Annotated in this window: 15 protein-coding genes; 1 reads left to right on the forward strand and 14 read right to left on the reverse strand. The window is 45.0% G+C overall.

From position 1 onward, the window contains the following. Positions 1-660: 660 nt before the first annotated feature. The 13 genes from PGL02S_RS02760 to PGL02S_RS02820 all read right to left on the reverse strand — a co-directional run bounded on the left by PGL02S_RS02760 (position 661) and on the right by PGL02S_RS02820 (position 16859). Positions 661-1899 (reverse strand): CynX/NimT family MFS transporter, encoded by a 1239-nt coding sequence (locus PGL02S_RS02760; RefSeq protein WP_036642243.1) that lies wholly within the window; start codon positions 1897-1899, stop codon positions 661-663. A gap of 131 nt (positions 1900-2030) precedes the next feature. Then, positions 2031-3416, reverse strand: coding sequence for a helix-turn-helix transcriptional regulator (locus PGL02S_RS02765; protein ID WP_036642241.1), 1386 nt, complete (start codon positions 3414-3416; stop codon positions 2031-2033). 40 nt (positions 3417-3456) lie between these two features. Beyond that, positions 3457-4836 (reverse strand): helix-turn-helix domain-containing protein, encoded by a 1380-nt coding sequence (locus PGL02S_RS02770; protein WP_036642240.1) that lies wholly within the window; start codon positions 4834-4836, stop codon positions 3457-3459. A 330-nt stretch (positions 4837-5166) separates the two neighbouring features. After that, complete coding sequence (locus PGL02S_RS02775) at positions 5167-6555, reverse strand: helix-turn-helix domain-containing protein (RefSeq protein WP_036642481.1); 1389 nt, start codon at positions 6553-6555, stop codon at positions 5167-5169. Between the two features lie 241 nt (positions 6556-6796). After that, entirely contained in the window at positions 6797-9391 is a 2595-nt protein-coding gene (locus tag PGL02S_RS02780; RefSeq protein WP_036642239.1) for an ABC transporter permease, read from the reverse strand. Further along, entirely contained in the window at positions 9388-10071 is a 684-nt protein-coding gene (locus PGL02S_RS02785; RefSeq protein WP_006211152.1) for an ABC transporter ATP-binding protein, read from the reverse strand. The genes PGL02S_RS02780 and PGL02S_RS02785 overlap by 4 nt, the downstream gene beginning before the upstream one ends. A gap of 24 nt (positions 10072-10095) precedes the next feature. Beyond that, positions 10096-11034, reverse strand: a complete 939-nt coding sequence (locus tag PGL02S_RS02790) for a VanZ family protein (RefSeq protein WP_036642238.1) — start codon at positions 11032-11034, stop codon at positions 10096-10098. A gap of 106 nt (positions 11035-11140) precedes the next feature. Next, positions 11141-12142 carry a sensor histidine kinase gene (locus PGL02S_RS02795; RefSeq protein WP_036642237.1) on the reverse strand — a complete coding sequence of 334 codons (1002 nt, stop codon included), beginning with the start codon at positions 12140-12142 and terminating at the stop codon, positions 11141-11143. Then, complete coding sequence (locus tag PGL02S_RS02800; protein WP_036642480.1) at positions 12143-12826, reverse strand: response regulator transcription factor; 684 nt, start codon at positions 12824-12826, stop codon at positions 12143-12145. A gap of 292 nt (positions 12827-13118) precedes the next feature. Further along, the gene (locus PGL02S_RS02805; protein WP_006211156.1) at positions 13119-13913 is read right to left on the reverse strand and encodes an ABC transporter ATP-binding protein; all 795 of its coding nucleotides are present in this window, start codon (positions 13911-13913) and stop codon (positions 13119-13121) included. Continuing rightward, positions 13913-14833, reverse strand: coding sequence for an ABC transporter permease (locus PGL02S_RS02810; RefSeq protein WP_006211157.1), 921 nt, complete (start codon positions 14831-14833; stop codon positions 13913-13915). The genes PGL02S_RS02805 and PGL02S_RS02810 overlap by 1 nt, the downstream gene beginning before the upstream one ends. A gap of 58 nt (positions 14834-14891) precedes the next feature. After that, on the reverse strand, positions 14892-15929 hold the full coding sequence (locus tag PGL02S_RS02815; protein ID WP_036642479.1) for an ABC transporter substrate-binding protein: 1038 nt from the start codon (positions 15927-15929) through the stop codon (positions 14892-14894). 291 nt (positions 15930-16220) lie between these two features. After that, positions 16221-16859, reverse strand: coding sequence for an SGNH/GDSL hydrolase family protein (locus PGL02S_RS02820; RefSeq protein WP_036642234.1), 639 nt, complete (start codon positions 16857-16859; stop codon positions 16221-16223). A gap of 203 nt (positions 16860-17062) precedes the next feature. Between PGL02S_RS02820 and trhO the strand changes: the two genes are divergently transcribed. Beyond that, the gene (gene trhO / locus PGL02S_RS02825) at positions 17063-17968 is read left to right on the forward strand and encodes an oxygen-dependent tRNA uridine(34) hydroxylase TrhO (protein WP_006211160.1); all 906 of its coding nucleotides are present in this window, start codon (positions 17063-17065) and stop codon (positions 17966-17968) included. An 80-nt stretch (positions 17969-18048) separates the two neighbouring features. Here trhO and PGL02S_RS02830 read toward each other — a convergent pair whose 3' ends face one another. Beyond that, positions 18049-18642, reverse strand: a complete 594-nt coding sequence (locus PGL02S_RS02830) for a hypothetical protein (RefSeq protein WP_036642232.1) — start codon at positions 18640-18642, stop codon at positions 18049-18051. Positions 18643-18835: the final 193 nt, after the last annotated feature.

An 18835-nucleotide genomic window follows, 5' to 3' on the forward strand; every position in this document is an offset into this window, starting at 1 on the left:
GAAAGTTTACCGTATTTTGAGGTAGGTTTGATTTGTTTTGAAGAGGCACTTTAGAATCATATATGGAAAATATAGAATTTACAATTCGTAAAATATACCAGATTACAAGCAGACATCATCTAGTTCACTTTTTTATGTCCACTGGCTCTAAATTGAACTAACGCATCTAAGAGCAACCAGATATTAGTGAGTATTTTATCCAAAGATTAGCCGCAAGAATCAAGAGTTAATTCCAAACAAATAAATTAATGTGAGAATAACTAGTATTATCAAGATGATAAACAATGTCTTATTATTCATTATATTGCCCTCCGTATTTTTAAAGAGATTAATCATTTTCCCTAGCGATTTGTTGGTGCATGTGTTGTTCCCTTTCGTAATGTAGCCTCTTTACTAATATCTACCCGATATCATTCACTGTCATTACATTGGATAGAAAAATAATGATATATAAGCTCATGTCGTCTGACATCAGTCGAGTCCTATGAGAATTGGTGTCCTATTCGGAATGAGAACTTAACTTGTTAAAAAAACAAAAAGTCGCGTTTCCGCGACTTTTTTTATTCTCAGGCTCGAAGCTTATATGCCCGCCGGACCGTTGTCCAGGGAGCTCTTAAAGATGTCCTTAAAAAATACAACCTTGATAATACCCCTCCGCCGTTATGGCTTCTCCATCTTCGGCGTAGATTCACCCGACACTGAGGTATACCCCGGTTTGGCTGCGCCAAAACCGAAGAAGAACAGCACAACAACGACTGCGGACAGAACCATGAGGGGAACCTTCCAACCGTCTGTAGCATCATGCAGAAACCCGATGAGCATCGGGCCGATCGCGGCCAGCAAGTAACCCAGAGACTGAGCCATCCCCGATAACGCCGCGGCTTCGTGGGCCGTTTTGGTACGTAAGGTAAAGAACATCAGGGACAAACTGAAATTTGCCCCGCCGGAAATACCGACCAACATCACCCATAGGAGATTTAATGAGGACATGCCGGATAATAATCCTACGTAACCAGTGAGCATGGATAATGCAGAGATGGTCACCAGAACGCGCTGATTCGGATTTCGGCCAGCCAGAACAGGAATAATGAAGGAGAACGGCAAACTGACAAATTGAAGTATGGAGAGCATCCACCCGGCAGCACTATAATCCATGCCTTGACTTCTCAGGATCTCGGGCAGCCAAGAGATATTCACATAGAACGTAAACGATTGAAGCCCCATAAATAAAGTGATATACCAAGCAAGAGGTGAACGAAGCACACTCTTTTGTTTGGCAGCAGTCGAACGGACTTCTGCTGTCTTGTCAGAGCTGCTGCGTTGAATCAGCCATACGATCAGAGCTAATACGGATAATGACGCCCAGATCAACAAGGAACCCTGCCAGCCAAGACCTGCTTGCGTTGCAAGCGGGATACTAACCCCGGATGCGATGGCGGCTAGCAGATTCATTGATGCCGAATAGGTGCCTGTCATCAGTCCGATATGCCGCGGGAAATCCCGCTTAACGAGACTCGGAAGCAGTACGTTCCCTACGGCTATGGCCATTCCCAGAAATGCAGTTCCCAATAATAAAGTAATCGGCGATGATATGGAACGTATGCCGATTCCGAATGTCAAAACCACCATGCTAAGCAGCAGGGTGGTTTCCAGTCCCCACTTTTTGGCCATGGCGGGAGCCATTGGCGATAATAGAGCAAAAGCCAACAGCGGCAGCGTCGTCAGCATACCAGCCATGGTACTCGATATTCCTGTATCCTCACGAATGATCCCGATCAGCGGGCCTACCGAGGTTATTGCCGCTCTCAGGTTAATGGCAATTAGGATAATGCCTGCAAAGATCAACCATGTACGCCCTGTGGAACTTGTGGTTGGTTCTAACGATGTTCTTGATGTCATTACATGGACTCCTTACTCTGTTACGATATGTAAAAACAAACTTATCCGAGTTTATCATAAACCCGGACATTAGGCTATAGCTCAGGGAGGCCACTGACGCTGCTTCACTGGTTATGGCCACAAGCCATACCCTACACAAGCGGGCTCCAGGCGTACACCGATAATTTTTGAACATCTCGAATTAATTCGGTATACCGTCTCTGAATATCCTCGGACGAAAAATGACGGAATTGCTCAAATATCCCCATGCAGCGCAGCATTCCCCGATCGCTTTTAATCTTAATGGAATACTCCAGACTATCTACAATGTACTTCAGCCCACGATCAAATTGTTTGGAATTTAAATAGTATATCCCCAATTCGGATAGAAGCCGCGTATATTGGTTCATTGTGACGTGTTCACTAACTTTCCCAAGTTTGTTTTTCTGTAATTTAAATGCCTGGTATTCCCGAAACTGGTCCACTATATGATCTATGTTGAAATGATATCTGTTAGCAGCTACTACAAAGTTACACAGGGCTGTAAAAATCTCATCCGTTCTTGATTCAATATATTCTATATATTCAGGCAGTACGTCAGAATCTCCAGCCATGAGTCTATACAAGTAACGGTTCGCTTTAGCCCATTCTTTAAACTGATCAACAGTTATAATTTCCTCATCAGAAAATTCCTTTGCCTTTAACCAATTAGGATTTTCATACATTGAAAGATACTCTAGTGCACCCTCAAGGTTTCCTGCTTCACGACAAGCGTATGATAGACTTAAATACGAATATAATATGTAAAAAATGGTGGGTTTCTCTTGTTCATTTTTCGTTGTCTTTTTTTTGTTATTGTTTGTATATTGTATTTTCGCCGTACGGCCCATTTTTTCAGCCAGAACTTTCACCATATCACTTCTGAGCAAAGAAACGTTAACGTTAATAAGCTTCCTATATGCATCTAGTTGATACACATCATCCAGCCGATCAACATAATGTTCAAAAGTTACGGCCACCTTTAAGTTAGACTCCATATTATCACTTAATTCTAACTTAAATAGTCGATAATGACATAAGGCAAGCCTCTCAGAATGCTGGAACTTCTCACTCTCTGCTACACACTCATACAATATAACCGCTGCTTTATAATTTTCTTCATTGAACAAATCTTCCGCCAATTCAAAAAGCAGCGGAGCATAACTGATATTTTCCATCGTTAATCGGGCGGCTTTTTGCAGACAATCCAGCTTGCCAAGCTCTGCACATCGTTGAAGAAAGACTCCTAACCGTCTCCAGTCTGGCGTAGTATGAAATATACATTCAGAAATGTATCGATCATAAAAAAATCCTTCAGTATGTCCTATACTGGTAGTGATGCGATCCAATTGATTCATGGACATGGGACGATTTCCGTTAAGTATACTGCTCAAGGACCCCGTATTCACACCGGATATTCTCGCAAATTGATTTAGCGTTAATTCGTTATCCTGTAAAAATTTCGTTATTTCTCCGCGAATCGTGGCTGTCGTTTTCAAATAACAACACCCCCCAGGGAAATCCAAATATTAGTTAGTTCTACACTTGGGGACTCCAGGCGTATACCGATAACTTCTGAACATCTTGGATTAATTCGGTATATCGCCTCTGAGTTTCCTCGGAAGAAAATTGACGGAATTGCTCAAATATCCCCATGCAGCGCAGCATTCCATTGTCACTTTTGGTTCTGATGGAGTACTCCAGACTGTCCAAGATGTATGCCAGTCCACGGTCAAACTGTTTGGAATTTAAATAATATATCCCCAGCTCCGCAAGAAGCCGCGTATATCGGTTTAATGTTACCAGATCACTGATCTTTCCGAGCTGATTTTGCTGCGTTTTGTAAACCAGATGCTCCTTATACCGATCCAATATATGATCGATATGAAGTTGATAGCGATTGGCTGCAATCATAATGTTACACAGCGCCAAAAAAATCTCATTTTCTCGTGAGTCCACATAATCTACATATTGGCTTAAAGCGTTAGGTTGTCCACTCATTAAACCATACATATACCGATTAACCTCAGCCCATTCCCTGAACTGCTCTATAATTAGTAACTCTTCCTCATTAGGTTTGTTTATCCAATCAGGATATTCATATAACGACACATAATAAAACGCATTATCATAGTCTCCTTGTTCTTGATGGATACAGGCCTGAATTAAATACGAATATAATATGTAAAAGATAACTGACTTCCTAGGATATTCGTTCGTTCTGAACCTATATCTATTTTGTTGGTAATGAATTTTAGCTTTATGTCCCATTCTTTTTCCAAGCGCTACAATTTTATCCCACCGTTGTAATGATATATTCACATTAATCAACTTAACATACGCGTCCAATTGATACATATCATCCAATCTATCGATATAGGATTCAAAGTATACGGCTGCATGTAAATTATCTTCCTGATTCTCTCCTAATCCGATTACGAATAATCGATACTTACAAAGAGCTAGGCGCTCTGAATACTGAAACTTTTCACACTCAGCCACAGATTCGTACAACAAAGCTGCCGCTTTATGCTTCTCCTCATTAAATAAGGCTTCCGCCATTTCGAAAAGCAGCGGGGCGTAAGAAATGTTCTCCAATGTCATCCGGGCAGCTCTATGTAAACAATCCAGTTTACCCAGCTCTGCACATCGCTGAAGAAATGGCCCCAATCTTCGCCAATCCGGAGTCGCATGAAAGATACACTCAGGAATGTACAGATCATAGAAATAGCCTTCTTCCAGACCCATTGCGTCGGTAATCCGATCTAACTGATGCATGGACATAGGACGATGACCATTTAGAATGTTGCTGAGCGTCCCGCTGTTAATGCCCGATATCCTGGCAAACTGGTTAATTGTCATAGAACGATTTTGCAAATATGTAACGATTTCTCCGCGAATCGTGGCTGTCGTTTCCAAGTAACAACACCCCCAGATGAGTACCAGAAATTAGTATATTAAATATTTAATTACATGCTATTATTTTACTTTCGCGAGGTCAATAGCGAATCAACATAATGGATCTGTAGTTTTTAAATGATGAAATATACTAATAATACTACGAAATATAATAAAGAACGCTTCCGAGAATTTCGGAAGCATCTCAAAAGACACATCTATTCGAGTTTAAAAGATAATTATGTACCTCCAGATCCAAATCCATGACTTAAAGTTGAAAATACCGCTATTTGTTTGTTATTGTTGTCAGCATGAGTCGTTAAGTTTGGAACAGCAAATGTCCAAACTAAACTAAACATAACTAATAGAGAAACCAATTTTTTTCTCATTTAATTTTTGCACCTCTCTAACTAAATTGGTATACCGTTTTTGTGATTCCAGAGAAGAAATATGACGATACTGTTCAAATAACCCCATACATCTTAGCATGCCATTATTACTATTGATTGTAATGGAACTTCCCAAACTTTCCAATATAAATTCTATTCCTTTATCGAACTGCTCCGAATTTATATAATAAATACCTAATTCGGCTAATAAACGCGTATGTCTCTCTAATGTTACTTGCTTACTCACTTTACCTATGTAATTTCGTTGTTGCTTATAAACTAAATATTCTTTGTAATCCTCCAAGATATCGTCTACCTGAAATTTATGTCGATTAGCTGCTATCATTATGTTACACATAGCCACGAAAATTTCATCTTCACGTGTCGATACGTATTTCACATATTCAGAAAGAACCTCTGCTTGCCCGACCATTAACTGGTACACATATCTATTAGCAACTGCCCACTCTTTAAACTGGTTAATTATTTGTAGTTCTTCATTATTTGTGTTACTTACCCATGAAGGATCTGCATATTGTGATACATAGTATAATGCCTTTTCGTATTCTCCACGCTCACTATAGCTATTTTCTAATGATAGATTTGCGTATAAAATATAAAAGACAAGAGGATTCTTCCTTCTTACTTCAATATAACCTTTAGTCTCACTATACTTAAACTCAATCATTGCTTTATGCAACATTAGCTCAGCGAATTCCTCTACTTTATCCCATCTATGAATAGAACCATTTACATTAATTAAATCAACTAGCGCATCCAATTGATAGACCTCATCTAATCTATCAATATAAGGTTCAAAGTATACTGCAGCCCTTGAATTAACCTCCTGATCATCACCCAATTCCAACGTAAACAATCGATACTGGCATAAAGCCAGCCGTTCGGAATGCTGGAATCTCTCACTCTCAGCCACGCTCTTATAGAGCAGCACCGCCGCCTCGTGCTTCCCCTCTCTGAAAAAAACCTCCGCCGTTTCAAAGAGCAAGGGGGAATAGGAAATATTATCCATTGTCATCCGGACGGCCTTGTCCAGACAATCCAGCTTTCCCAGGTCTGCGCACCGGTGAAGAAACGGTCCCAGCCGACGCCAATCCGGTGTGGCATGAAATATGCATTCATCTATATACAGCTCGTAAAAATAACCCTCTTCCAAACCCATCCCTGCCGTAATCCGGTCCAATTGCTGCATGGAAATCGGTCGATTTCCGTTCAGAATGTTGCTGAGTGTGCCGCTATTGACCTCCGATATTTCAGCAAACCGATTAATCGTCATCTCGTTCTTATGTAGGAACTCTTCCATTTGTTCGCGAATCGTGGCTGTCATTTCCAAGCTAACACCACCCTTTAGGATCAGAACCCAAATATTAGTATATCTCTTTATAGTAATCATATTGATTAATATTCCAGCGGTCAATACTTAATTACGTCATATTTTTACACAAAATAACCAAAACACTTTAAAAATACCAAATATATTTACATTTCTCATCTATTTTATATATCGTCCGTTTTATTTCTACTATGAGAAAAAGCGCTCCGAAAATTTCGGATACGCTTCTTCTGCTTCCTCATTATATACTCTCCTGCTTTAATGCATCAATAATGTTTTCCTTCTTCACCTTCGAGCCGGAATACAACATGGCGGAACCGACGATCACAAATACCGCGACCATGACAGACAGAACGCTCAGCCACGGGAAGGTGAACTCGTAGCTAAATTTGTTCGCAAATGCTCTATCGATCAGATACATCACAACGAAACTGATGGGAAGACCGAAGATCAGCGACTTGACCCCGTAAAAAACACTTTCGTAGTTCATCATTTTCGCAAACCCTTTTGGCGTCATGCCAACGGATTTCAGCATCGCAAACTCTACTTTTCGAAGAGATATGCCGGTTGAGATCGTATTAAATATGTTCGCGATGGAAATCGCCGATATGAGTACGATAAAACCGTATGAAAAGACCGACATCAATCGTATCTGTTGTTCCTCGCTTCTTCTGGATTGATACACATTGTAGATATTCAGATTGGTCTCATGCATCTCTTCGATTTCCTGCTGCGTTTTCATCGGTTCCGTGCTTCTCAGATGGACGTATGTCTGAACGTTAGCTGAATCCTCGTTGTCTGTCAGTCGATCCATGACGCGTTCCGACACAATGATATTCAACCCGCCAACACCTACCGGGTTCATCCCCATGGGAGCTTGATCCGTCAATGCGGCAACGGTCACGTTGCTTATCTTCTTCGTTGATCCGCCACTTTCTTCACTGATATTCGTTAATTCGATGCTTTGACCGATATTCGCATACATAGCCTTCGTCTGGATATATCTCCCCGTATTCATGTCTTGGTAATGGATTGTATCCATCACAATTGCGGCGGGATGATCCGGATCCGTAAGCTGCGTGTAATCTGCGCCGACGGCTGTGGCATAGGCTTGCAGACTGGAATCGTTCAGTGCATGAATCTTGATATCGTAAGGATATTTCCCGTTCTGAAGCAACTCCCTATCCTTCTTAACCTTCTCCTGCAATTCTTCGGCAATCAACGCTTCCTCGATCCAAGCGTTCTTGTACCACTCGTGAGTCATATTGTACTCTGTAACACCATCCAGGGAAACAATCGATTGCATCAACCGTTCGTCTATTCTTTTGCCGCTGCTGTACGATACTTCAATATCAAAGTCGACGCCTTCCTGCGACAGATCCAGGGATCGTTTCATACCGACGGTGAAAAACGATACCGTTAGAAACAAAACGATGCTGATAACAAGCGAAAATACGATAGCATGATATCTCCGTTTGTTCCGTTTTAAATTTTTCAGCCCGATCTCCGCTTCAATGCCGAACAGCTTGCGAATGAACTTCGACGTTCTCACGGCTTTGACCGTAAGTTTCACATCGGTGGTTTGGCGAATCGCGTCCATGGCGGATACCTTGGATGCTCGGATCGCCGGGACATACGTCGAAATGAAAATCGTCAGCATCGACACCATACAAGTAATCAAGAGTGATAACGGCGTGACGATGAGTCTCAACTCTTCTTGGGTCCATAATGCCCCTTGAATCATGGAATTCATGAACCAAAAGGTGATTCCAATTCCGGCAAGCCCGCATAGGATGCCAATAGGAATGCTGATCAAGCCAATGACAATGCCTTCAAAAAGCACTGAATTTCGCTTCTGTCTCTTCGTAGCCCCCACACTCGCAAGCATCCCTAAATGGCGGGAGCGTTCCGAGACGGATATCGCAAAAGCATTATAGATGAGCGAAACCGAGCCGATCATAATGACCCCCATAATGATCGCTGATAAGGAGAACATCATGCTGTACGAGGCTTCGCTTTTGGACAGGCCGTAATAATGAAGCAAGCTGTTATTATATTGGACGTTACCGATATCGTTCTTCTCAGCCAACTCCTCCGCATGAACGAACAAGAACGGGTTGACACGCTGTAACACCACCAACGCATCGACTCGATCGTCTGCCCCGATGAAATTTTCATCGACATAACTAAGGATTGTATACCCCGGGGCCCAAGCCGATTCCCATACGGGAGATTTAATGATGCCTACCACCGTATACTCCCTTGTCTTGACATGCTCCAGCGTTTCGGTCAATGTGCCGTCTTCCCTGCGCAGCGGTTCGGTCTGGTCCAGACGATGATTGCCTTCTTGCTCGAATCGTTCCCCGACGCGAAGGGTGAGATGATCGCCGATGTCGTAATTCACTTTGGCGTCCATTGCAACAGCTTCGGATATGACAACTTCCTTGTCCGTCTGCGGGAGACGTCCCTTGCTTAGGTCAATCTGAAATTGCTCAAAACCTTGCGCATTATATTCCTTGATGAATAAATACGGCTTATTGGGATTCTCACCCCCTTCTAATGGGGCGTACCCAACATCTCTTGTCATCGCAACAGATTTGGATTCGTCATCGCCCTGTATTGCCGCAAGCTGCTCCTTGGTGACATCTTGATATTGGACATGCCACTCCCCGGTGTCTGCAATGGTGTGCCTGACCATTACATCCGAGAAGGAAAACACAAGCGTAGCGACAGCGGTCACCATGGCAACCGATATGATGACGCCGATGATCGTTACCAGCGTCCGTCTCTTGTTCTGCTTCAGATGCCGGATGGTTAGTGTATGAACAATGTTCATCGCCTGATCACCTCGTCTTTGGCAATCCTCCCGTCTTCAATTGAGATGATCCTGTCGGCTTGCAAGGCGATTCGTTCATCATGCGTGATAACGATCAGCGTCTGCTGATAGGTCTTATTCAACATTTTTAATAAATCGACGATCTCGCTGCTATTCTTGCTGTCCAGATTCCCGGTCGGCTCGTCGGCCAGCATGATCGCAGGATTGCCGATGAGCGCTCTGCCAATCGAGACCCGCTGCTGCTGTCCGCCGGATAACTGATTCGGCAGATGATTTAACCGATGCTGCAAATTCAGCGTATTCACAAGGCTGTCCAACTGCTGTTGATCTACCTTTTGCTTGTCCAGCAAGAGCGGCAGCGTCATATTCTCCTCCACCGTCAGGACGGGAATCAGATTGAAAAACTGGTAGATCAAGCCGATTTGCCTGCGTCTGAAGATGGCCAGCTGCGTTTCGTTCAAGGTATACATGTCCGTATCCTGAACAAAAACTTTGCCGCCAGTCGGCCGATCCACGCCGCCCAGCATATGAAGCAGTGTCGATTTCCCCGAACCGGACGGGCCGATAATCGCAATGAATTCGCCTTTTTGCACCGAAAAAGAAACATCGTCAAGCGCCTTCACTGCCGATTCACCTGTGCCATATATTTTAGACAACTGCTCGATTCTTAAAATTTCCATTGCCATACCTCCTGCACTTAATACTCAATTCCAGAAATATACCATTTCTCTAAATCCAACATCCCACAGGGTTGCATTGCCCTCCAGGGTGATCGTAAGCTCATGAGCCTGCGGAATGAGGATTTCGGACATATTCGCCTCATGGCGCTGCGCTTCTGCATATACGGACAGCATCTCATGTCCATCGACAGCAACCCTGATGCTGCCATGGGATTCCTTTTGATCAGGAATTCCATAATTCAGGTAGAGATAGATCTCCTCCTTGTTGCCTAACGTATACGTGTACGCCTCCTTCATTTTGCCTTCGATGCTGTACACATTATATTGGGGTTCTACAATTTGACCGCCGATGCTGAGACTGTATCGCTGGGTTCCCCTTGATGGGTTTCCGGTGCTGTCTTTCCATTCATTTATCGCCACAAACGGACCCATTTCTTTGGTAAACACTTGGTCAACTATACCGAAGACCCCCCATACCCCGAGCAGCAGGACAACACTGGAAATGCCCGCAGCAGCTATATTTCTCCAGTCGTTTTTCTTACGAAAGCCGAGTTTGTACGCCCCGAATCCGATGGCTGCGCCCGATGCGTTCTGTATGACGTCATTCATATCGAAGCTGCCGAGAAACGTCAGTGCCTGAATGGTCTCCAGCATGAGAATGGACAGGATGAACCCCGTCAGGAATCGTATAAAGCTGGTCTGATATAACAACGGAATCAAAATGCCAAAAGGGATGAAGGCTGCGATGTTCCCAAAGCCGACAAGATCCATCAGTGCAGGATGCAGAAGTTCGGATATATCTGGCAGCCTAAAAAAACTGCCCGGCAAGAACATAAAGGTGTGCTCCGTAATCTGATCTACCGTGTCTAATCGACCGAAAGCGAAAAACAAAAAATAAAGAATCAACAGGGTGTAACCTATCGTGAGGCCCAATATCATCTTGCGGTGTTGCTTCAATTGCATGGTTTCACCTCCATCGTTTAGCTGATGAATATCATTTTATCTGTCTAAAATGACTTTCCCATGACGATGGAGGTGACAATTCAGTCACTTACGGCGTGCCGACCCGCTATACCACTTGCTTATAAAATTTAATTCGGAACTGCGTACCCTGCTCGCTGTCGCTCATCACATCGATCACGCCGTTCTGGCTGGCAACGATGCTATGTGCCATCGCAAGTCCTATGCCAATGCTTCCCTCACCGGCATTTTTCCCTTTGTAAAAACGTTTGAAAATGTAGGGCAGATCCTCTTTCGGGATGCCTATTCCATTGTCTGTTATGACAATTTCCGTAAATAGCGTGTTTTCGGAATATGTGATGGCGATCGCTCCGCCTTCAGGCGTATGCTCCACACCGTTTTTTAGAATATTGATGACCGCTTCGGCAGTCCAATTGAAATCGCCGACAAAAGAAACGTTATCATCGCCCGCGATAGAAACGGACTGTCCCTTGATATCCATCGGAATCATGATCGGCTCTAATGCCTTCTGAATAAGGCTTTTCACGAGGATTGGATCTTTCTTGAAAGGGATGGTCTTCGCGTCCATTTTCGATAGCTTTAATAAGGAAGAAACCAGCCAATCGATGCGTTCAAGCTGGACGCGAATATGATGGGTGAACTCTGATCTTTTGGCAGGAGGCAGGTCAGGGGCGCTTAACAAATCCGCCATCACGGTCATGGAGGTAAGCGGCGTTTTGAGCTGATGCGAAATATCGGAGATGGCATCCGTCAACTGGATTTTGTCCCGCTGCAATAGAGAGCGGTGCTCCGAGAGCATAAGGGTCACTTTGTAAATATCATTCTTGAGAATGCTCAGCTCGCCTTCTTGATTATCGCGAATGTCAAGGGAATCATTACCGTTGCTAATTTCCCGTAAATAGGCGGACAGCTTCGCCAGCTCGCGATATCTCCATCTCGTGAATAACAAACTGGTGCCAATAAGCAGAATGGACAGAATGGCAACAAACGCCGCCGTGACAGACGAGATAAAGGCAGCAGCAACAATCGCCGATAAGCTGATTGCGCCCATGGCGAGCAATAACATTTGGACTTCCCGATTACGCAGCATCTAATCACCGACCTTATAGCCTAATCCGCGTACGGTTTTGATCAAAGTCGGATGTCCTGGATCATCCTCCAGCTTTTCCCTTAGCCTTTTGATGTAAACCGTTAACGTATTGTCATTCACGAAGTCGCCGGCCACGTCCCAGATTTGCTCCAGAAGCTGATTCCTTGTGAGAACCTGTCCGATGTGGTTGCCAAAGATCAGCAGTAGACGATACTCTAAGGCGGTAAGTGGAATTTCGGTCCCTTTTTTATGTACTTTGCCTTCCAGCGTATTAATTCGGATATGGTCGATGTCTATGATCGCTCTGGTGTGGGACGGCTTCTGGTATCTCCGCAAGACGGACTTGATCCGGGAGAGCAGCTCACGAACTCGAAATGGTTTGGTAATGTAGTCGTCGGCTCCCATGTCGAGCCCCATCACGACATTGACCTCATCGTCGATCACCGTTAAGAAGATGACCGGAATGTCTCGTCGCTCTTTCACCAGCTTGCACAATTCGTAGCCGCTCCCGTCCGGAAGCTGTAAATCGAACAAGCATAACGCAAACTGATCTATGTCCTCGGCGAGCACCCTCTGGGCTGATGCAACATCATGGCAGAGAACAGTTGAAAAACCATCCTGCTGCAGCGAATATTCCAGACCCGATGCAATCGTCTTATCATCTTCGACTAATAAAATGTTCATCTGCAAATCATCTTTGTGAACGACCATGGATCAACAAGCCTCCTATATTCAAACGTCCGCTAATTAAGATTAGCAGTCGTCAGGCATTTTACAACAAAGCATACACTTGATATTTCTGTTGGATTGTAGTTGTGGTTCACCCAACATTAACACGTTATCAGGAATCCATGCAAAAAGCGATGGAGATGACGGACATGGAAGAAATCAGAGTATAAAAAAAACGCTAAACCCTCAGTCTTAAGGGCTTAGCGAATATATTGGATGAAGTGTATCTCATCTCACAACAATATGTTTATCCCAGAACCAGACGATCGTCAGACAGCTTGTGACCGCTAATCTGCTCAAATTCCCCTAACAGCTGCTCCACCGTCAGGGATTTCTTGCGCTCTTCATCCACATCCAGAATGATTCGTCCCTTATCCATCATGATAAGGCGATTGCCCAGACGAATGGCTTGTTCCATATTGTGCGTAACCATCAGCGTGGTCAGCTTCATATCCCGCACGATTTCATCGGTTATTCGGGTGATCAGCTCGGCACGGGCCGGATCAAGCGCTGCCGTATGCTCATCCAGCAGCAGGATTTGCGGCTGCGTGAAGGTCGCCATCAGCAAGCTAAGCGCCTGGCGCTCCCCGCCGGACAGCATCCCTACTTTGGCCCGAAGCCGATCCTCAAGGCCAATGCCAAGCCGCTCCAAATGCTTGCGGAAGCTGGCGCGCTTGGAGGCTGTAACGCCTATGCTGAGCCCGCGGGACTGGCCGCGGCGATGAGCCATCGCCAGATTCTCTTCAATGGTCATATGCGGCGCAGTGCCCGCCATCGGATCCTGAAATACGCGGCCGATCCAGCGACTGCGACGGAATTCCGGCAGATGGCCGATCGAAGTGCCATCAATACGCACTTCTCCGGCATCCGGCTTCATCACGCCAGAGATGATATTCATCAATGTGGATTTGCCTGCACCGTTACTCCCGATAACCGTCACGAAATCCCCCGGCTTCAAGTGAAGATTGACATCCATCAAGGCAATCTTCTCATCCACCGTGCCCGGATTAAACAGCTTGGAGACATGATTCATTTCCAGCATCAGAGCGCACCTCCTTTGCTCTTCCCTTGAGCTGCCAATAGTTCGATTGAACGCCTCCGTGCCTGTGAACGCTGTTTCATCGCCCGGTTGATGGTTGGAACCACCAGGGCAATAATAACGATAACAGCGGTAATTAATTTCAGATCCGAAGCTTCGAGCCATGGAATCTCATAAGCAGCGGCAACGACAATCCGATAAATAATCGAACCGCAGATTACAGCCAGCGTCGTCCGGAATACCGAACCGGTACCCAGAACAGCCTCGCCAATGATAACGGACGCCAAGCCAATGACAATCATTCCAATACCGGAGCCGATGTCCGCAAAACTTGATTGCTGGGCAACCACAGCACCGGATAAAGCGACCAGTCCGTTCGAGATGCTAAGTCCCAGAATCGTGGTTGTATCGGTATTCGCGCCAAAGCTGCGAATCATCCGCTTGTTATCCCCTGTCGCACGGAGCGCAAGGCCAAGATCCGTGCGGAAGAATGCATCCAGCAGCAGCTTTCCAATAATTACAATCACCAACATAATATAGATCGGATCAATAGACCCGAAGATAATTTCTTCCTGGCTTAGTGAGATGTTAGGTTTGCCCATAATTCTCATATTGATCGAGTACAAGGCAATCATCATGATGATACCGGAGAGCAGCCCGTTAATCTTGCCCTTGGTATGCAGCAAGCCCGTACAGATACCGGCTACCATGCCCCCGGCAAATGCAGCCAGCGTTGCAAGCCACGGATTCACACCGTTTGTAATCAGGATCGCTGCAATCGCTGCCCCTGTCGTAAAACTTCCATCCACGGTCAGATCCGGAAAATCCAAAATTCGGAACGTGATATATACGCCGAGTGCCATCAGCGCATACAGCAGCCCCAATTCAATCGGACCATCCAGTTTCATCACGAAATCCAGCATGTCTTTGACCTCCTTTAGGATTAAGCAAGGCGCGGGCTGTTATCTCCGCGCCTTACTCTTACTCGATGATGTTATTGTCCGGGTCTTTGACTTCCTGTTTCATGGCGTCCGTCACTTCGATTCCATAGTCAGCCGCAACCTTCGTGTTCAAGATCAGATCCAGCTTATCCGGCTTCGTGATTTCCATGTCCCCCGGATTCTTGCCGTTTTTCAGGATCTCTACGGCCATCTGGCCCACTTGATATCCATGATCGTAGTACTTGAATCCAACCGTTGCAAAAGCTCCCTTTTCCACCGTATCGCGGTCACTGGAAAAGAACGGAATTTTATTCTTTTGTGCGGTCTGAATAATTGTCTCGACTCCACTTACCACGGTATTATCCAGTGTGATATAAAAGGCATCCACTTTACCGACTAGCGATTCCGCTGCTTGCTTCACTTCCGAAGTATTGGTAACAGCAGCTTTCACAAGCTCGATTCCATGCTCCGAAAGTACCTCTTCTGCCGTGTTTGCCATAACAACCGCATTTGCTTCTCCTTCATCTAAGACCAAACCAATCCTCTTAACATTTGGAAAATGAGTATTTACAAAATTCATCAATTGTTTGGTTGCTTCCGGGTTCGTGTCAGATGCCCCGGTGATGTTGCCCCCTGGTTTCTTCAAATCGCTGACCAGCTTCGCATCGAGTGGATCTGTTACAGCTGCGAACAAGACCGGCTTCTCCTTCACGTTCTGCGCCACAGCCTGTGCCGAATCGGTTGCAATCGCGATCACCAGATCCGATTTTGTATCCTTCAGTTTCTGACCAATCGAGAGGTTGTTCGCCGGGTCACCTTGTGCATTGTTGTAATCAATCTTCAGCGTTTTATCATCCTCCGAGAGGCCGGCTTCCTTCAGTGCTGCCAGAATACCCTCCCGTGTTGCATCCAGAGATGGATGCTCTACGATCTGTGATATCGCAATGCTGTACTCTTTCTTCTCTGCATCTCCGCCGCTACCCGTTTGGGTCGTGCCGCCTTCCTGCTTGTCCCCGCACCCAACAGCCGTAACCAGCAATGCGGACAGTGTAAGTGATAACCACATTTTTCTCTTCATCATGATTCCCCTCTCATTTGTTAACCACTTTGCCTTGCAAACCATAATTTTCTACATAAAGCGACAACGCTTCCCCGCTTTCATAGACGAAAGCATTAAAGTCAAAAAATAGGTCGTTCCAATTGAACAACGGTCTATTATGAACATTTTATATGTACCCAATTGTATTCGTCAATCAGGATTTTCAAGAGAATGATCCTTTACACAAAAGAACATCCCCGGACAACAAACAACCCCGGGGATGTCAGCCAAGCATGATATGTTCTTATATAGAAGATAAATTCTCCGAGTCTACAGAATCGAGCGCCCCTGCATTGTGGCTAACCAGGCTTCTGCCATGAGCGCATGACCTGCCGGCGATGGGTGTACACCATCCGGTGCCCAGTAACTCATCTCCATCTTCGAACTCGCTGCTGCAAAAATCCCATCCAGCGGAACGTATAAGGTTTCAAACTCACGTGATAATTCGCGAACGGCTTGAATTTTGGGATCCAGATCCTCACGCCATTCTTTCTTTGCTTCTGTAACAGGCAGCAAGAACGGCTCCATCAGAATGAAATTCGCACCGCTTAATTCGCGGGTTTGGATAAGAAGCTCCCGGTACCCTTCATAATAGGCCTCCACGGAGGTTGCTTCGCCCTGATTATACTTCCTGCCCGTTTCATTGATGCCGACCAATATGGATACCCATGTTGGATCAAGGCCAATACAGTCTTCCTCCCAGCGGCCCCGCAGATCAACAACCCGGTTCCCGCTAATCCCGCGATTCAGAAAACGCAGCCTTTTCAGAGGAGACTCCATGCCTAACCGGGCAGCAGCCATAAGTGCATATCCATGCCCCAAGCTGTCCGACTCCTCGTAATTTCGACCGCAATCGGTAATACTGTCGCCTTGAAACAATACGAGTGCATTATGCTCGATATGTACCATGCTGTTTAACGCCTCCATTTTAATGAAAGTGTTCTCCTGCTCACCCCTTCATCATAACCGCTTTCATTCGCTCTTGGAACCCCAAAATTCACATTTCATGGCAAACTTTCTATACATTTAAGTTGACTATGTGAAATGAATTCACTACAATTCTATAAGGTATACGTATGGCTGAATATATAAAAAGAACAGGTGATTAAATCATGTCAGAACAACAGAATTATCAGATCCTTCTCTATTATAAATTTGTTCAGATACCGGACCCTGAAGTCTTCAAAGATGAACATCTGCAGTATTGCAAGGACCTTGGGCTTAAGGGACGTATTCTTGTTGCCTCCGAGGGCATCAATGGGACAGTCTCCGGTACGATTGAACAGACGGAACAATATATGCAGGATATGCATGCCAACCCGTTATTTGCAGATATGGTGTTCAAGATCGACCCATCCGAAGGACATGCCTTCAAGAAAATGTTCGTCCGTCACCGCGAAGAGCTCGTGACCTTCCGCGTGGAGGACGAGCTCGACCCTAACATGATCAGCGGAGCCCGCTTATCGCCTCAGCAATTCTACGAGCAATTGCAGCGCGATGATATCATTGTCATCGATGGACGTAATGACTATGAATATGATATCGGTCATTTCCGTAATGCGATTCGTCCAGAGGTTCAGTCCTTCCGGGAGTTTCCGGATTGGATTCGGGAGAATCTGAGCGAACACAAGGACAAAACGATTTTGACTTACTGTACCGGGGGCATTCGCTGCGAGAAGCTGACCGGCTTCATGCTTAAGGAAGGCTTCAAGGATGTTGCCCAGCTCGATGGCGGGATTGTCACCTACGGCAAAGATCCTGAAGTGCAAGGTCGTCTGTTCGACGGAAAATGCTACGTGTTTGACGAGCGCATCTCCGTGCCGATCAATCAGACGGACGAGGACATTATTGTCGGTAAATGCCACCACTGCGGTAAGCCTGAAGACCGGTACATTAACTGTGATAATGATGCCTGCCATCTTCAGCATGTATGCTGCGAAGAGTGTGAAGAGCTGCATCATAGCTGCTGCTCGACCGAGTGTGAGGAGATTGTGGCTGCAAGCCATAACGCTTCCTGATTATAAGTAACCTGAAGAAATAACAAGCGACCGTCCCTAACAATTGCGAGGGACGGTCGCTTGTTTATTTAGAACATTTATCATTTTAGCGACATTGTCAATTCCATCACTAAATAAATCAAGAACAACGTGGATGCAATACCATTTATGGATTTATAAAACCCGGATTTATTCTTATACAAGCTTCTAACTTTAGTCACATCTAATTCTTTTCTCAACGAGAAAAGTATTGTGGGCATTGCGCGCGAAAAACCATACAAAAAGCCGAAAAGCAGCCCAACGGTTGGATCTTTAAAAAGACCAATATAGATGTACAGTATATAGAAGGTCATAAATGGTAAATACGTAAAGATCCCCGCTCCCAGAATGCTTCCCCATACCCACATATTTCGAACCGGAGGTCCATTAACCCATGATGCCGGGATTTGCCATTTCCGCTGTGGGACTTTTAAATTTAAAATTTTAAAATCATGCAGAATGTATAATCCGACTAATACGATCATGAATATCATTTTTAGAATGTACGGCAACCATGAGAAAACGACAAATAATAATAAAGTATACAAAAATCCTGATAGCGCGCCCGAAAGGGACGAAGCCGTCAAATAGTTAGCCCAGCACTTCATTCTTGTTTTTAAAGTCTTCTCACCGAGAAGACTGACCTCGAAGGTCACATTTAGCCCTCAATTTGTGCTTACTTTAGTTACGCCTGCTGTGCAAGCCAGGAATAACAATATGATGAATTCAACATATTCCAAGCCTAATTCCCCCTAATTATCTTATCGTTACGGCACATCCACAATCCGATGTATATGGTCGAGTGGAGTCGTTACCGCTTAATGTACAATCACAACAAGCTATGGAACC

The organism is Paenibacillus glucanolyticus NBRC 15330 (genome assembly GCF_004000885.1).
Classification (GTDB): Bacteria; Bacillota; Bacilli; order Paenibacillales; family Paenibacillaceae; genus Paenibacillus_AQ; species Paenibacillus_AQ glucanolyticus.